Raw genomic sequence first — 15072 nt, 5'->3', positions numbered from 1 at the left:
GCGAGTGTGTATGGAGCGACTCACGATGACACCCTCACTTTCGGGTTGAAGATGCCGTAGGCGATGTCAACTGCGAGGTTGGCCAGGATTGTGGCCAGCGCGAACAGCACAACGGCTCCCTGAATCACCGGCAGGTCTGACCCCGTGGCGGCGTTGGCGACATAGGCGCCGACACCCGGAACCGAGAACACGTTCTCGACGATCAGAGAGCCGCCGATCAGTAGATCCACTTGGAGACCGAGAACGGTCAGGGTTGGTATGAGCGAGTTGCGGAGCGCGTGCCGGAGGATCACAACGCGGGCACGTCCTCCCTTGGACCACGCCGTCAGCACGTATGGACTGTCCAGGGCCTGGATCAACGATCCCCGCAACGTCCGGGCGATCCTCGCCGCCGGTGCGATCGCGACAGCGATGGCCGGCATGACGATGTGCCGCGCCCATTCAGCGGGCGACTCGCTGATCGGCACGTAACCAATGGCGGGGGCGACGCCCAGTTCTACGGCGAACACGACGATGAGCACGATCCCGATGATGAAAGCGGGCACGGCCATGCCGGCACTGGTCACCGCCAGCAGGAGTCTGTCAAAGAAACCTCCACACCGGATCGCAGCGAACACACCGCCGATCAGACCCATCGCGATCGCGATCACCAACGCGACGACCCCGAGGCTGAGTGTCGCCGGAAGGCGCCGGAAGAGCTCCTCGGCGACTCCTTGATCAGTCACCAGAGATCTGCCGAAATCGAAGCGCACCGCATGAGTCAGCCAGTCCCAGTATGCGACGTAGAAAGGCTGGTCGAGCTTCAACTCCGCACGAATCCGTTCGACTTGGCTCAAGGAGGCGTTTTCGCCGCCTGCAAGCGTGGCCGCCGGGTCGCCCGGTAGAAGCAGGTACAGCAACTGCATGGACAGAGTGACCCCGACGAGCAGGAGCGGGATCAGCGCGATGCGCCTGAGGAGAAGAGTGGACATCAGTGTCTCCGCTCAGTAGAGCGCTCGGTCAGTGGAGCAGGCCGGGGACGTCGACATGGACAGTGAAGACCGACTGGCCGGCGGTGATGAAAAGGGAGCGGCCGTCGTCGCCGCCGAAACAGCAGTTCGTAATGAGGTCGTGCGGCACCGGGTAGTGACCAACCACCGATCCGTCGTCGTGCAACACGTAGACACCCGGTGGCACCTCGTCGGTCTCCCCCTCCGACCGCGGCTGGAAGATCCCAGCGCAGACATAGAGCCGGTTCTCCTGATCGACCTTCAGACCGTCTCCGCCCCGAGCTCGCCCGAAGTCGAACACGGTGCGCGGTTCACCGACGGTCCCGTCCGATGCGAGCGGCACTGCGAGGATCAGCCGGTTTCCACCGACAGCCGGATGCGAATCCACGACATAGAGAGTGCGACCGTCGGGTGAGAGCGCGATGCCGTTGGGTCGCTGGACATGGTCTTGCCCGAGGATGCGGGTGATCGCGCCATCAAGCCCGATCCGGTACACGCCCTCCACATCGAGTTCGAGGTCCGACCGGTCGCTGCCGTAACGGGGGTCGGTGAAGTACACGACGCCCTCGGCGTCCACCGTCAAGTCATTGGGACTGTTGAAGCGCTTGCCTTCGTAGGTGTCGGCCAGCACGTCCGTCGAGCCGGTGGCAAGGTCGGTACGGACAATGCGGCGGCGCCCCCCGGGGCCCATCTCACCGCCCTCGCACGTGTAGAGCAAGCCGGCAGCGGTAACGATGTTGCCGTTCGCGCGCCCAGCGTCGTCACGGAAGACCTCCAACTGCCTTTCTGCCGTCCAGCAGTAGATCCGGTTGGCTCGAATGTCCGAGACGAACACCCGGCCATCGGCAAGTGCCGCCGGCCCCTCCAGGAAGGAGACGACACCCAACGATCCGGGTCGGCCCAGAGTCGTGTTCATGAGTCGACCGCCTCGTCCGTCGTCTCTACCAGGATCACCTCATAGGAGTGCAGCGATGGCACTTCGACGTGGACGCATCCCGCGGTTCTCGACAGTCCGGCCTCACGCCCGTCGGAAAGGAGGACGGCGCCTGTGACGGCCCGACCGTTCGGCAGATCGATCCGCACCCTCAGTGGGCCCAGCTCGGCCACCCACGTCAGCGGGCCACCATACAGGTCAGGACTCGTCAGATTGACCAAGTGCACCACCAGCGCACGGTCCGTCTGCCAGGCCGTCACCTCGAACATGCCTGAGCCCTCGACGCTGATCGCACTGGGGTTTCGGTCCTTCGCCGCTACGGTCACCGCGTTCACCAGAACCGAACCCGGGTCGGGCAACTGGGTCACGCCGTGCAGCGCGTCCAGGTCGGATCCGAGCACGACCGTGCGGTCGTCGACGCAGAGGACGGGTGCGGCGTCCCAGTCGTCGGGGAAGAACGCCTTGTCGGCCAGGAAGGGCAACGTCGGCGCGGGCCGTCCCACCGAATTGCCTGCCGCGACTTTCGGACGGGAGCGCCAGGTCCCGGCGGGAAGGTAATCCGGATCCCCGATGGCGGCGACGAGAGGATGGTCCATTCCGTCGATCGCCAGATACCCAGGCGGATACGGTCCGTCAACGTCGGAAGTCGACATGACGTCGCGCGCCCAGGCGCGCGGGGTCGACACCCCACACCCGATGACCACACCGGATCGCTCGGCGCATTGTTCGATCAACCCCGTTGTCCGCTCGTCGAGGATCGTCCCGCTCGGGACGACGACGACATCGAACCTGGCGAGGTCGTCCTCGGTCACCAGCTCACGAGAGACGATCTCGAACGGGATTCGTGCGGTGAGCAACGCGAGGTACCAACCGTTGACAGCGTCGACCATCGAGGGGCGTTCCGCCGGTCGCGTGTACGGCGCGCCACTCTCCGGACTCCACACGACAGCGACCCGGGCAAGGGACCGCGCACCGCGCAGATGTTCGTCGATCGAGGCGTGCCATGAATAGTAGGCTGTCAGCGGAGCGATCCACCGGTCGTCGTAGATGGTCCCACCGGCCACATTGGCCCAGGGGCGGAGCCCATTGGCTGTCGCCTGCGCCAGCATCGTGGTGAGTTCTTGCCCTGGCATCGCGGAGCGCCGCAGCGCCGGACGGGAGGGTCCGCCACATTGCCAGGCACCGACGATCTGGAACAGCGGGCGCTCGCCGGCGACAGCGCGCATGATCTTTGCACTCCGGCCGGCCATCCACACACCGGCGGTCGACGTTCCTTCACCCTTGGCGCCGACCAGCCCCCTGCCCTGGCAGTCGTTCGCCACCAGGTCCATGGGACCGAACCTCGACCACCTCAAGCCCGACGAGATCGAACCCGTCGTGCAGGCCACAAAGGACAGATCCGGTCGCAACGACTTCGCGTGCTCCTGCCATTTCCGATGGACGACCTCGGCACCTGACGAAACGAAATCCATGTAGCGGCGCCACAACTCGTCGTCGGGGTCGTCGGCCGTAGGGTATGGCTCACCCCCCGAACAGTCCTCCCACTGAGCGAGACAGTGCGGACAGTGACACGCCATCGCGACGTTCGCCGGGTATGTTCCGGCGCCAGGCTGCGGCCACGCGTTCGCGAAGAATCCGTCGATCTCGTAGCGCTGTGCGAGTTCGGTCATCGCGAGAGGAATCATCTCCCGGTAGAATGGCCCGTGCCAGCAGGGCATGTAATGTCCTTCGCTGACGCGATAACGCTTCAGCGCCTCTGTGACGCCCGGGACATCCCGGAGCATGGCCGCAGTGAGGTCGCGCATGGTCTGGGGCATCGCGGACGCACTGGTGCGGAACCAGTCCGGATGAGCCTCATAGACCGACTCGTCAAGGAACAGGCACTCGAAGCGGGCCAAGACGCGAATGTCAAGCGCCTTGGCAGCCGCGACAAGGTCACCAAAGAGGTCACCTTGCCCGAGAAACGACGACCGTTGCTGGAACGGCAGGTCGGTGGGATAGAACGCGACGGCCCCGCCGGCACTGATCGTCAGCCCCTCTACGCGGCCATTCTCCCAGATCTGCTTCCACCGGCCGACGTCTGCACTTCTGGGATCGTCCTCGACGAGATTGATCTGCATCCATCGCATTGGTTCGTCGAACCAGCTCACGGTCGTCGTCCCTTTCGAACGTCACTTGACGTATACGTAGCGGAAGTCGGTCGGCGTCTGGGTGAAGGCCGCTGAATTGACCTTCGTCCCATCGAATGCGGCGATGCTCGTCAGGAAGAACAGTGGGGTGAACAGCTGCGTCTCATCGATCAGTGCCGCAACCTCGCGCCAGGCATCCGTCGCTTCCGTACTCGACGGATCGGCCGCGGCGATCGTTGCCGTCAGATCATTGAATCCGTCGTTGTTGTACTTGCAGAGGTTGGGCACCGCGTCAGGCCCGAGCTGCCGCGTGACCTTCTGGATTCCCTGTAGCGTGCTGGCTGTGAGAACAGCGTCGGTCTGGTCTCCGAACAGCTGCTCGGAGTTCTCGCCGAGCAGCGGGTTCATTGTGATGCCGGCCTCGGCAAGCTGCGCCTGCATGATCTCGGCGAGCTTCTGCCCCGCGCTCGCGAGCACGATGTTGTACCGGAGGTCGAATTCCAGTGGCTTTCCGCCGAGCAGGTCGCGTGCCGCGGCTGGATCGAACTTCGTCACGGCATCGGGGTTGTAGTTCGGTGACGACTCCGGGAAGACCTGGTACGCCACGGTGCCCTCTTCAGCGGTCAAGGTTTTGGCGAGAAGTTCCCGATCCAGGCCAAGGGCCACTGCACGCCGAGCGTCGGGATCGTCGAACGGGGCTCGCGACTTGCAGTAGTTGATGTAGAACAGCGCCATACCTGGTTTGGTGGCAACCTGCAGATTCGGGTTGCTCTGGATGCTCTTGAGCAGGCTGACGTCGCCTGTCCGAGCCATGTCGATGTCGCCGGAAGCCAGGGCCGTCACGGTCGGCGCCCCATCCATGACGTTCTGAAACGTCAACTTCTTGATCGGCCAGTTCTCGGCATCCCAGTGATCCTCGATTCGTTCGAGTTCGACTCGCTGGTTGGGTGAGTAGCCGACGACTCGGTACGGACCAGCGCCGATCGGAGCGCTATCGACCTCGTCGGACGCATTCTCCAGTTGCGCAGGCGACACCGGCATCGTCTCCATCGAGTAGAGAACGTGGACGAACTCGCTTACCACCGGGTTGTGGAGCTTCACCACCAGGGTCGTCGGGCTTTCGACGACGACATCTTCGATCTCCTGCATCACCACGTTCAGCTCGGGCGACTCGGCATCTCGGACACGGAGGAGGTTGGTGCGGATGGCTTCTGCGTCGAGCGGCTCGCCATCGGAGAACTCCACCCCCTCGCGCAGGGTCAGCCGCATCGTGCGCGAGTCGACGATCTCGTATCCCTCGGCGAGACCGGGCTCGAGCTCGCCATCGGGGTTCATCCGCATGAGCGTGTCGAAGATCGGGGCGAGTTCCGTGATGTAGTTCGAGGACCGCGCGTCCAAGGGGTCCAATGTCCGGTCGACCATCTGTGAGCCGTAGACGAGGGAGCCATTCCGGTCAGCCTCGCTGATGTTGAAACCAGAGGCGGCCGCTCGGTCGCCAGTGTCTACAGAAGAACATGCGGTCAGCAGCAACGTTGCTCCCGACAAGGCGGCGACGCACCTGATGACCAGGCGGGCTCTCGACATGCTCAACCTCTCCTTCACCACCCCTAGGGGTGACATTTCGGTCCTACCAATCTGGCAGCGGCAAGCGACACTAAGCGGCTCGAAGTGTGACTGTCAACACTGTGTTTCCCCCCAACTGGACGTTTTTCGGTGTAGGTACGCCAGGACAGTTGCCCCGCACCCCAGGAAGTAGCTACGTTCCAGTCACCCAAACCGGTCTAACCAATTTGGAGCCCACGTGAGCGTCACGATGGCAGCCAACTGTTCGATCCTGCTGTCCGATCTGCCCATTCCCGAACGTCTGGCGCTGGTGCGATCCACCGGAATCCAAGCGGTCGAGTTTTGGTGGCCGTTCGCGACCGCCGGGCCCACCGACGAGGAAGTCCAGGAGTTCGTCGAGGCCATCGACATGGCGGGGCTGCAGTTGGTGGCACTCAATCTCTTCGCCGGCGACATGGATGCCGGCGACCGAGGAGTACTGTCGGCACCTGGGCGGGAGAGCGAACTCAGGGCGAGCGCCGAGATCGCATGCCGCATCGGCCAACAGACGGGGTGCCGAGTGTTCAATGTGCTCTACGGCCTCCGGCTCGCAGGCGTCAGCGACGTGACGCATGACGCCACTGCTGTCGAGAACCTCGTGGCGGTGTCCCAGGAGCTGAGGCCCATCGACGGCACCATTGTGATCGAGGCGCTCAGCGGTCTGCCTGCCTACCCACTATCGACCGCAGCGGACGTCGGGCGGGTTCTCAGTTCTGCTCGCGATGCGGGCGCCGAGCGCGTTGGCATGTTGCTCGACGTCTATCACCTCCACAGCAACGACGACGATGTCGAACGCGTCATCGACACATTCCGCGAGGACATCGTCCACGTGCAGGTCGCCGACGCTCCGGGGCGAGGAGCGCCCGGAACCGGCGATCTGCCGATCGACTCCTGGCTGGCCAGGCTTTCCGACGTCGGCTACGGCGGCGCGGTCGGACTCGAGTTCGTCGCGGAGCAGGAAAGCGCCCTGGAGTCTCTCAGGAGGATGGCAGCACGATGACAACCATTGCCTTCATCGGACTGGGGATCATGGGCTCCCCCATGGCGGTCAACCTGACACGATCGGGCCACGCGGTAGCCGGCTTCAACCGGTCAGCCCACAGAACGCAGGCTCTTGTCGACGCCGGCGGGCGTGCTGCGTCATCGATCGCCGACGCGGTTCGCGAGGCCGAGGTCATCATCACGATGCTGCCCGACTCCCCCGACGTCGCAAAGGTCATCCTCGAACCCGGAGGTGTGTTCGAGTTCGCGCAGCCTGGCGCAACGGTGATCGACATGAGCACCATCAAACCCGCGGTATCGCGTGACATTGCCCGAGAAGGCGAAGCCCAGGGCATCCACGTGCTGGACGCACCCGTCAGCGGAGGCGAGTCCGCTGCTGTCGAAGGGTCATTGTCGATCATGGTCGGCGGCAGCGCGGCGGCATTCGAGCTCACGCGTCCCGTACTCGAGGCAATGGGGACCACCATCGCGCATGTAGGGCCGTCAGGGGCCGGACAGACAGTGAAATCGGCAAACCAGCTCATCGTCGCAGGTACGATCCAGCTCGTCGCCGAGGCGCTGACCTTGCTGCGCGCTCAGGGAGTAGACCAGGAGCGCGCCGTCGAGGTGCTCTCCGGAGGGCTCGCCGGCAGCGCGGTGCTGGACCGGAAGGCGGCGTCGATGCTCGCCGGGAACTTCACCCCTGGCTTCCGCGTGGGCCTGCATCACAAGGACCTGGGCATTGTGGCGGAATCCGCTCGGGCCGCCGGAGTCGCCGCCCCTCTCGGCTCGCTCGTGAGCGTGCTGATGGCGTCACTGGTCGCCGAAGGCAAGGGCGACCTCGACCACTCCGCACTCCTGCTACTCACCGAGCGGATGTCGGGCCTGGCCGAGCATTCGCCCGTCGGAGCGTGACAGGAAGCCGTCCGCTCCACTGAAGCTTGAAGTCCGGGGAGATCTGAATTCATGGCGAAGGTGTCCGCTGGACCGGATTCATCCGGTCCAGCGGATTGACCATTTCATGTCACGTCGACGAACGCCTTGCGGCTCTCCGGATCGGTCACCTCGAACAACTCGATGAGCAGGCCGTCGGGACCGGTCACCATGGCGAAGCCGCCGCCGGGCGTCCGGGTGATGTCGGTGACCTCCACCCCGCTCGCCGTCAGCGTGGCGACGAGTTTCTCGAGGTTCCCGGCCATCATCCCGATGTGGTGGAAGATGTTCCGTTGCCGCTGCGGCGGCCGACGCGACTCGAACAGGTGGATGCGACCGGTGCCGATCCGCAGGAAGATGTTGCGGTCGCCGTCGATCGTGTCGTCGAAGACGATCTCGGCGTCGAAGTTCTTCTCGAGGAACTCGCAGAGTCGCGGCACGTCAGCGGTCACGAGGTGGACGTGATGCAAGGTGACGTCGGTGGTCACGGTCGGGCCTCCTGAGCGGTGGTCGGTCGCCGCTTCTTGAATGGGCGGCAGTCATGCAGCCCGGGCCGGCTCGCGGTCTCGTCAAAGCCGTCGGGCAACAGCAGGTGCTTCTGAACCTTCTGGGTCCCGGTGGTAGGCAGCGTGTCGGTGAATCGGATCCATCCGGGCACCTTGTAGTACGCGAGTCGCTCGCGGGCCCTCTCGCAGATCGCCCGGGCTGTGTCCACATCAGTACTGCCGCCGCGCGGGACGACGACCGCGAGCACCTCCTCGTCTCGCAGAGCGTCCGGCACAGCGAGGACGGCGACCTGGGCGACGTGCGGATCTTCGGCCAACACAGCCTCCACCTCGGCCGAGGAGATGTTCTCCCCGCTGCGCCGGATGATGTTCTTCGCGCGGTCGACGAAGTAGAACATGCCGTCGCCGCCACGGCGGCACAGGTCACCGGTGTGGAACCAGCCGCCGCGCCACGCCTCCTCGGTTGCCTCCGGGTCGTGTAGGTAGCCGGCGAAGAAGCCTCGGCGGGGGTCGCCGCTTCCGTCGCGGACGACGAGCTCACCGACCTCGCCGTCGGGAGCCTCAGTCCCGTCCTCGCGCAGGATGCGAGCCTCGATGCCGCCTTGGGGACGGCCGCAGGCCCGGGTGTCGATGCGGCGAGGCTCCTCGGCCACCAGCAGTCCCCGGCCTGTCTCGGTCATGCCCCAGACCTCGTGCAACGGGATGCCAAACCTCTCCTCGAAGGCAGCGTGCACCGCCGGGTCGACCCCGGCGCCGATGGCGTTGACCACAGTGTGGTCACGGTCTGCCGGTGACGCCGGGGTCGTCATCAGCGCCGGGATCATGATGCCGAGGTAGTGGAACCGCGTGGCGCGCGTCGCGCGGATGTCGTCCCACCAGTGCGTCGCGCTGAACCGCCCGGGTAGAACCAAGCAGGCGCCGCGGGCGATCACGGCGCCGGCGGTCATCATCAGGGTGTTCATGTGGTAGAGCGGAAGCGGGTTGAGCACCCGGTCGATGCCGGGCCGCAGGGCCAGACCGGCAGTCGCCTTGCCGTACATCTGGCCGGATGCCAAGGCGTAGCGGTTGTCGATGACGCATCCCTTCGGGTGCCCCGTCGTACCCGAGGTGTACAGGATCGCCGCTGGTGTCGCAGCCGGATCCGCCGAGACCTCCAGGCGTGCCCGGTCGGCTGGGGCGACCGGCGGCAGGTCGGCGGGGCCGTCGACCGCGACCGCGATGTCCGTCGCCGAGGCACGCACGGCCGCATGAACGTGATCGGCGACCTCACTGATGCACACGACCGCGCTGGCACCGGAGTGGGACAGGACGTACCCGAGCTCCCGCGCTGTGAGGTCGGTGTTGAGCGGGACAGTGCAGGTGCCGATCCGATTGAGCGCGAGGTGGTGCAGCAGGTGCTGCGGGCGCGAGTCGAAGGCAAGGGCGACAAGGTCGCCGTCGCCGAACCCGCGAGCCGCGTAGGAGTCCGCGAGCTCGTCGACACGCTGCAGGACCTCGCCGTACGTCATTTCCGCTGGGAACCGCCACGGTTCGACAAGGCGCGGCGGCACCGCGATCATCGGCAGGTCGTGGTGGCGACGCGCGGAGTCGACGAACAGCTCGTACAGGGTCACGACGTCATTCACGGCAGTCCCCCGTCTCGGCCAGCGACACTCCGAAAGACCGGAAGTCGCCGGCGGAACTGGCGTTCATCCGAACCATCATGACGGCGACGGCCTCGGCGCTGGCGTACTCGAAGGTCTCGCCGAGCGCGGCCTTCTCCAGGGCCAGACCGAGGATTGCCGTCCAGAAGCCTCGGGTGATGAACTCCGGGGTGGTACGGACCTTCCACCCCGTGCGCATGAAGGTGTCGACCATGGCGGCTTCACCGGCCACGTGGAGCTTGCGCAGGGTCTCCCGGACCAGGTCGCGGAGCTGCTCCTTCCGGCGCGCCATGAGCATGGCGTCGGCGAACAGCATGACAGCCCCGGATCCCGGACCCAGCAGGAACGAGATCAGTGACCGCGTGTGCTCCTCGACGGTCCGGCTCGACCGGGTCCGCAGCTCGGCTTGCCTCGCGGTCCGCAGCAGTGCCCGGCACGCGGACTCGACGAAGAGCGCGTCCTTGCCACCGAAGTGGTACGTGACGTTGTTGGGGTAGGCACCGACCGCAGCCGCGATGTCCGCGACCGAGACTCCGTCGTAGCCGCGATCGAGGAACAACGGGATCGCACCATTGACCAGTGCGGCGCGGGTCCGCTCCCCATCCGTTCGGGGGCGGCGGGTGGAGGCCGCTTCGAATTGCGGCAGGCGGTCGGAGTCGAGCAGATCGGGGTCCGACAGCCACGAGGGCGTCGGCGTTTCGCGGTCGCGGGTCATCGTTCCTCCAGTTTGTACCGCATACAAGTTAGCACGAAGTACAACCGGTGGCGGCGCTAAAAAGCACAGTTGTCCCTGCCGTCACGGCGCAGCCGCGCGCGAGAGGGCTTGCAGGGAGGCTTCGACGGGTTGGGCGCCACGGCCGCCCAATTGCCGTCGACGACGAAGAAGGGCATTCCGGTGATGTCGTTTGTGGACAGCACGGTGAGCCGGCCTGGATTCAACGCAACGGAGCTACTTTGCGGTCCACGCCACCTGCAGGGCCTGAAGGAAGGCCTCGACGGGTTGCGCTCCGGAGACGGCGTACTTGCCGTCGAAGACGAAGAACGGGACGCCGGTGATGCCGAGCTGGCGAGCACGGTTCACGTCATTGTCGACGTCATCGCCGTAGGCGCCGCTGTCGAGTGCTGCGCGCGCGGCGGTTCGGTCGAGTCCGATGTCGTCGGCGAGGCCGGCGAGGACGTCGTAGTCGCCGACATGGAGCCCATCGGTGAAGTAGGCGCGGAAGAGCCGCTCGACCATGTCGTGCTGGCGGCCGTGGTCGCGGGCGAAGTGGATGAGCCGATGGGCGGACTTGGTGTTCGTGGCGATGGCTCGGTCCAGGCGGTAGTCGAGACCGGCCTCTGCGGCGCGCGCTGTGACCTGAGCGTTCATCGCTTCTGCCTGTGCGCGGGGAAAACCGCGTTCGGTCTCCAGCAGTTCGGTGAGGTCGACGGCGTGATCATCCGGGAGGTGTGGCATGAGCTGGTAGCTGTGGTAGCGGATGTCGACCTCGTGCTCGAACTTCACGGCTGCCTGGGCCAGCAGTGTGTCGCCCAGGTAGCAGAACGGGCACATGATGTCGCTCCAGACGTCGACGGTGACGCAGTCGTCTGTCTGCTCGAACTGGGTCATCAGTGGCACTCTCCGTCCACATTGCACATGCCTGCGCCGTCGGCGGACGGCAGCAGCGCGAACGGGCTGGTTTCAGGGGTCCGGGATCGCTGGCGACGGGCGACTTCCGCCCGCACGGCAGGGGCGACTTCGGTGCCCAGCAACTCGATGGCGCGCATGATGTCGCGATGTTCGATCGGCCCGACGGCCAGCTGCAGCATGGTGCTCTGATGGCCGAGAATCTCGTGCTGGTGAAGCAGCTTCTCGATCACCTGCTGTGGTGAGCCGACGGCGTACATGCTGCCGGGGCCGTTCTTGGCGGCGATGTGCGCCGCGGTCACTCCACGCACACCCCGGGCTGCTCCCGCGGTGTTGAAGAGCACCGCATCTGCCGGGAAGTAGATGTCGCCGGCTTTCTGGGAGGTGTCCGCGACGAAGCCGTGCAGGGTGACCGCTATCGGCAACGCCGGCTGGCCGAACCGCTCGATGCCCTCGCGATAGAGCTCGACGAACGGTGCGAAGTGTGTGGCGTCGCCGCCGATGGTGCCCAGGGCCAGCGGCAGACCCAGCCGCGCGGCCCGGACCACGGAACTGGGTGTGCCCCCGACTGCGAGCCACACCGGCAACGGATTCTGCACGGGCCGCGGCACAATCAGCTCGCCCTCCAGCGGTGGCCGGAACCGGCCCGACCACGTGACCGGCCCAGTCCCGCGCAGGTCGAGCAGCAGCTTCAGCTTCTCCTCGAACAAGGCGTCGTAGTCGGCGAGATCATGGCCGAAGATACGGAAGGAATCGAGCAGCGCACCCCGGCCCGCCATGATCTCCGCGCGGCCGCCGGAGACGAGGTCCAGGGCGGTGAACTGCTCGAAGACCCGCACCGGGTCGTCGGAGCCGAGCACTGACACCGCGCTGGTGAGCCGGATGTTCTTGGTGCGTGCCGCCGCGGCGGCCAGAATCACAGCCGGCGCCGGAGCAGCGAAGCCCGGGTGGTGGTGCTCGCCGAGACCGAAGATGTCGAGGCCGACCTCGTCGGCGAGGGCGATCTCCTCGATGAGTTCGGGGATGCGTCGACGGGCAGCCGAGGCATCCCCGGCCGGAACGTCGGCGAAGGTGAACCAGCCGATCTTCATGTGAGTCACTACCCCTGTTTCTTGTCGTCGTGCAGCCGGAGCAGCGCCCGGTAGACCTGTGCGGCAGACGGTGCCGGTGGCAGCGCGTCTCCGGCGTTCAAGCCGAACCCCTCGAACAGGAAGGCCAGTAGCCGGGCCGAGAACGACCCGGCCAGCTTGCCCGCACCACCGACCACGCCGGCGTGCGCAAGCAGGACCAGCACGATGTCCTCCGCGACGAAGTCCCGCCGCAGCACCCCGGCGTCCTTGGCCTTGGCAATCAGCCGTTCGATGGCCTCATAGGAACGGCGGCGATGCTGCTCGCAGCGCATCGTCGGCGGGAACGTCATCGTCAGCACGTCCGCGAATCCGCGGTCGACGAGCTGCATCGCCGTCACCTTCTCCAGGAACCCGCGGAAACCCGCGGCCGGGTCCGGTGCCTCCAGTGCGGCGTTCGCCAGGTCGGCGTACGCCCCGACCTTGTCCTCGAACGCTTCGGCGACCAGCTCCTCCTTCGACCCGAACCGGCGACGCAGCGTCGGCTCCCCCACCCCGGCCCGCAGCGCGATCTGCCGCATCGACACGTCAAGCCCGCTCTCGGCGAAAACCTCACGCGCAGCAGCCAGAATCAGCTCCCGGTTACGCGCCGCGTCAGCCCGCAACGATGCCGCCCCGGCCACCATATGATCACCCGCCTAAATGGAAGATGTGCGCCACTTAGGTTAGCACAGCAACCGACGCAAGTGCGTCACTTAGCTGCTCCAGGGAACCGGGCGACCGTCCCCGCGCTCAGCCGACGCGACCCGCGACAGGGTGATAGATCGTGACGGTCTCGGCTTCGCAGGCTGAAACCCCCCGCACGCTGATGGTCAGCGCCACGCAGGCGCGGACCACACCACGGTCCGACTGGTCGGCGGCGACGAGGGTCGCGTTCGCCACCAGTTGATCGCCGATGTGAACGGCCTCGCCGAACCGAACGCGGTTGAGCCCGTAGTTGACGGCCGAGGCGGTCTGCCGAACCTCGTAGATCCGGGATCGGAAACCCGCGGCCAGGGACAGAACGAGGAAGGGCGGCACGGTGCCGGCGCCGGACAAACCGTCCGAGCCGGCACCTGCCGCGCGAGCGAAGCGAGAGACGTGCTCGTCACCGACCGTCAGAGCCGGACTCGTCCCTAGTGGCTCCCCGACCGCCCGGAGCAGGGCGGCGGGCTCGGTGAAGATTCGCATGTGTCCTGCTGTCCGTCAGTTGCTCGGCTCGGGCGCGACGGCGGCACGCTCGCTTCGGTCGCCGGATTTCGTCGTAGCTGTCGCGTTGTGCCGGAGAAGGGCGAGGGAACACCCGACTGACAGCAGGACGTAGACCACCGTCAGCACCATCACCGAGACGATCGAGCCAGTGGAGTTGAGGAGGAACTGGCACACGAACGGAGCGGTGCCGGCGAAGAGGGTCGTCGAGAGCTGGTAAGCCACCGAGATGCCGGTGTAGCGCGTTCGGGCGGGGAACGAGTTCGCCAGTATGCCGGCCAGGGTCGCGTAGAACATCGCGTGCGGAAGCGTCGCCAGCCCCATCGTGACGATGATCCAGGGAATCGACCCGGTGCCGATGGCGCCGAACATCAGTGGCATCAGGACGATCTCGGGCAGCAGCACCCACAGGATGACGTTCCTCGCCGGGAACCTGGTGGCCAGCACGGCACCGAACGGCTGGACGATCACCTGCACGACAAGGGCGACCGTGATGATGCTGAGGAAAGTCGAGCGGTCGAAGCCCAGCTCGCTCGTCGCCCACGACAGCGCGAACGTGGTCTTGACGTAGCTGCCGGCCATCCCGATCGCGCCGCCCAGCACGCCCAGCACGATGATCTTCTTGGAGTTCTTGAGAACCTCGAGCACCGGAATCCGCACGACCTCGCTCTGACGGCGAAGCCGGTCCATTTCCGGCGACTCCTCGAGCTGCGACCGGATCACGATGCCCACCACGACGAGGACGGCGGAGAACAGGAAGGGCAGGCGCCATCCCCAGCCGGTGAACTGCTCTTCCGGCAGCTGAGTGATGAGCATGAAGGCGATCGTGCCGAGCAAGGTGCCTACGGGCGCACCCTGCTGGGCGAACGCGCCGTAGAGGATCTTCTTGTTCTTCGGGGCGTGCTCGGTGGCGATGAGCACGGCCCCGCCCCACTCACCGCCCATCGCGATGCCCTGCAGCATCCGGAACAGCACGAGGAGGACCGGCGCGAGCAGGCCGATCGACTCGTAGGTCGGCAGGGCGCCGACAGCGGTCGTGGCCACCCCCATCATAGAGAGGCTGATGATCAGCATCTTCTTCCGGCTCACCCGGTCGCCGAAATGCCCGAAGATCACGCCACCCAGCGGCCGGGCGATGAATCCCGCCCAGATCGTGGCGAAGGCGACCAGAGTGCCGGTCGCCGGGGAGACCTCCGGGAAGAAGAGTGTGCCGAGGACGAGCGCGGAGGCCGTGCTGTAGATCGTGAAGTCGAAGATCTCGATGGTGGTGCCGATGAAGGCGGCGATGCCGGCTCGCCTGGCCATCCGGGGGTTTCCATCGACCGCGGGTGGGGCATTGTTGTTGCTGCTGCTGGAAGACGTGTTTTCCTGCGACATGGTGGACTACCTTGTCCTTTCGTGGTGTCGCGCGGG

General features: G+C 65.9%; 14 protein-coding genes. 2 read left to right on the top strand and 12 right to left on the bottom strand.

What is annotated here, in order from left to right:
• Positions 1 to 20: 20 nt before the first annotated feature.
• The 4 genes from ABZ863_RS08745 to ABZ863_RS08730 are packed head-to-tail and all read right to left on the bottom strand — an operon-like array spanning position 21 to position 5636.
• Positions 21 to 971 carry an ABC transporter permease gene (locus ABZ863_RS08745; protein WP_358532589.1) on the bottom strand — a complete coding sequence of 317 codons (951 nt, stop codon included), beginning with the start codon at positions 969 to 971 and terminating at the stop codon, positions 21 to 23.
• A 28-nt stretch (positions 972 to 999) separates the two neighbouring features.
• Positions 1000 to 1905, bottom strand: coding sequence for an SMP-30/gluconolactonase/LRE family protein (locus ABZ863_RS08740; protein ID WP_358532586.1), 906 nt, complete (start codon positions 1903 to 1905; stop codon positions 1000 to 1002).
• Complete coding sequence (locus ABZ863_RS08735; RefSeq protein WP_358532583.1) at positions 1902 to 4073, bottom strand: alpha-amylase family protein; 2172 nt, start codon at positions 4071 to 4073, stop codon at positions 1902 to 1904. The genes ABZ863_RS08740 and ABZ863_RS08735 overlap by 4 nt, the downstream gene beginning before the upstream one ends.
• A 21-nt stretch (positions 4074 to 4094) precedes the next feature.
• Positions 4095 to 5636, bottom strand: a complete 1542-nt coding sequence (locus ABZ863_RS08730; RefSeq protein ID WP_358532580.1) for an ABC transporter substrate-binding protein — start codon at positions 5634 to 5636, stop codon at positions 4095 to 4097.
• A 217-nt stretch (positions 5637 to 5853) separates the two neighbouring features.
• Here ABZ863_RS08730 and ABZ863_RS08725 point away from each other — a divergent pair, with 217 nt between their 5' ends.
• Both ABZ863_RS08725 and ABZ863_RS08720 read left to right on the top strand, forming a co-directional pair.
• Positions 5854 to 6654, top strand: a complete 801-nt coding sequence (locus ABZ863_RS08725; protein WP_358532577.1) for a TIM barrel protein — start codon at positions 5854 to 5856, stop codon at positions 6652 to 6654.
• Entirely contained in the window at positions 6651 to 7550 is a 900-nt protein-coding gene (locus tag ABZ863_RS08720) for a 2-hydroxy-3-oxopropionate reductase (RefSeq protein ID WP_358532574.1), read from the top strand. The genes ABZ863_RS08725 and ABZ863_RS08720 overlap by 4 nt, the downstream gene beginning before the upstream one ends.
• A gap of 104 nt (positions 7551 to 7654) precedes the next feature.
• Here the strand turns inward: ABZ863_RS08720 and ABZ863_RS08715 are convergent, their stop codons facing one another.
• The 8 genes from ABZ863_RS08715 to ABZ863_RS08680 all read right to left on the bottom strand — a co-directional run bounded on the left by ABZ863_RS08715 (position 7655) and on the right by ABZ863_RS08680 (position 14964).
• Positions 7655 to 8056 carry a VOC family protein gene (locus ABZ863_RS08715; RefSeq protein ID WP_358532571.1) on the bottom strand — a complete coding sequence of 134 codons (402 nt, stop codon included), beginning with the start codon at positions 8054 to 8056 and terminating at the stop codon, positions 7655 to 7657.
• On the bottom strand, positions 8053 to 9699 hold the full coding sequence (locus tag ABZ863_RS08710; RefSeq protein WP_358532568.1) for an AMP-binding protein: 1647 nt from the start codon (positions 9697 to 9699) through the stop codon (positions 8053 to 8055). Before ABZ863_RS08710 ends, ABZ863_RS08715 begins: the two co-directional genes overlap by 4 nt.
• Complete coding sequence (locus tag ABZ863_RS08705; RefSeq protein ID WP_358532565.1) at positions 9692 to 10432, bottom strand: TetR/AcrR family transcriptional regulator C-terminal domain-containing protein; 741 nt, start codon at positions 10430 to 10432, stop codon at positions 9692 to 9694. The genes ABZ863_RS08710 and ABZ863_RS08705 overlap by 8 nt, the downstream gene beginning before the upstream one ends.
• A 234-nt stretch (positions 10433 to 10666) precedes the next feature.
• Positions 10667 to 11326: a DsbA family oxidoreductase gene (locus tag ABZ863_RS08700; RefSeq protein WP_358532563.1), complete on the bottom strand. Its 660-nt coding sequence runs from the start codon at positions 11324 to 11326 to the stop codon at positions 10667 to 10669.
• Positions 11326 to 12435: an LLM class flavin-dependent oxidoreductase gene (locus tag ABZ863_RS08695; RefSeq protein ID WP_358532560.1), complete on the bottom strand. Its 1110-nt coding sequence runs from the start codon at positions 12433 to 12435 to the stop codon at positions 11326 to 11328. Before ABZ863_RS08695 ends, ABZ863_RS08700 begins: the two co-directional genes overlap by 1 nt.
• Before the next feature lie 8 nt (positions 12436 to 12443).
• On the bottom strand, positions 12444 to 13097 hold the full coding sequence (locus tag ABZ863_RS08690; protein WP_358532557.1) for a helix-turn-helix domain-containing protein: 654 nt from the start codon (positions 13095 to 13097) through the stop codon (positions 12444 to 12446).
• A 106-nt stretch (positions 13098 to 13203) separates the two neighbouring features.
• A complete protein-coding gene (locus tag ABZ863_RS08685) occupies positions 13204 to 13641 on the bottom strand; it encodes a hypothetical protein (RefSeq protein WP_358532554.1) in 438 nt (145 codons plus the stop codon).
• 15 nt (positions 13642 to 13656) lie between these two features.
• The gene (locus tag ABZ863_RS08680) at positions 13657 to 14964 is read right to left on the bottom strand and encodes an MFS transporter (protein ID WP_358532551.1); all 1308 of its coding nucleotides are present in this window, start codon (positions 14962 to 14964) and stop codon (positions 13657 to 13659) included.
• Positions 14965 to 15072 lie beyond the last annotated feature (108 nt).

Source organism: Saccharomonospora sp. NPDC046836 (assembly GCF_040645195.1).
Classification (GTDB): Bacteria; Actinomycetota; Actinomycetes; order Mycobacteriales; family Pseudonocardiaceae; genus Prauserella_A.
This window is presented reverse-complemented; position numbering and strand designations above follow the sequence as displayed.

Excerpts from the sequence above, each read along its gene's own strand:
- ABZ863_RS08695 (WP_358532560.1), bottom strand. The coding sequence starts at position 12,435 with ATGAAGATCGGCTGGTTCACCTTCGCCGACGTTCCGGCCGGGGATGCC.
- ABZ863_RS08745 (WP_358532589.1), bottom strand. The coding sequence starts at position 971 with ATGTCCACTCTTCTCCTCAGGCGCATCGCGCTGATCCCGCTCCTGCTC.
- ABZ863_RS08690 (WP_358532557.1), bottom strand. The coding sequence starts at position 13,097 with ATGGTGGCCGGGGCGGCATCGTTGCGGGCTGACGCGGCGCGTAACCGG.
- ABZ863_RS08730 (WP_358532580.1), bottom strand. The coding sequence starts at position 5,636 with ATGTCGAGAGCCCGCCTGGTCATCAGGTGCGTCGCCGCCTTGTCGGGA.
- ABZ863_RS08720 (WP_358532574.1), top strand. The coding sequence starts at position 6,651 with ATGACAACCATTGCCTTCATCGGACTGGGGATCATGGGCTCCCCCATG.
- ABZ863_RS08705 (WP_358532565.1), bottom strand. The coding sequence starts at position 10,432 with ATGACCCGCGACCGCGAAACGCCGACGCCCTCGTGGCTGTCGGACCCC.
- ABZ863_RS08685 (WP_358532554.1), bottom strand. The coding sequence starts at position 13,641 with ATGCGAATCTTCACCGAGCCCGCCGCCCTGCTCCGGGCGGTCGGGGAG.
- ABZ863_RS08680 (WP_358532551.1), bottom strand. The coding sequence starts at position 14,964 with ATGGCCAGGCGAGCCGGCATCGCCGCCTTCATCGGCACCACCATCGAG.
- ABZ863_RS08700 (WP_358532563.1), bottom strand. The coding sequence starts at position 11,326 with ATGACCCAGTTCGAGCAGACAGACGACTGCGTCACCGTCGACGTCTGG.
- ABZ863_RS08740 (WP_358532586.1), bottom strand. The coding sequence starts at position 1,905 with ATGAACACGACTCTGGGCCGACCCGGATCGTTGGGTGTCGTCTCCTTC.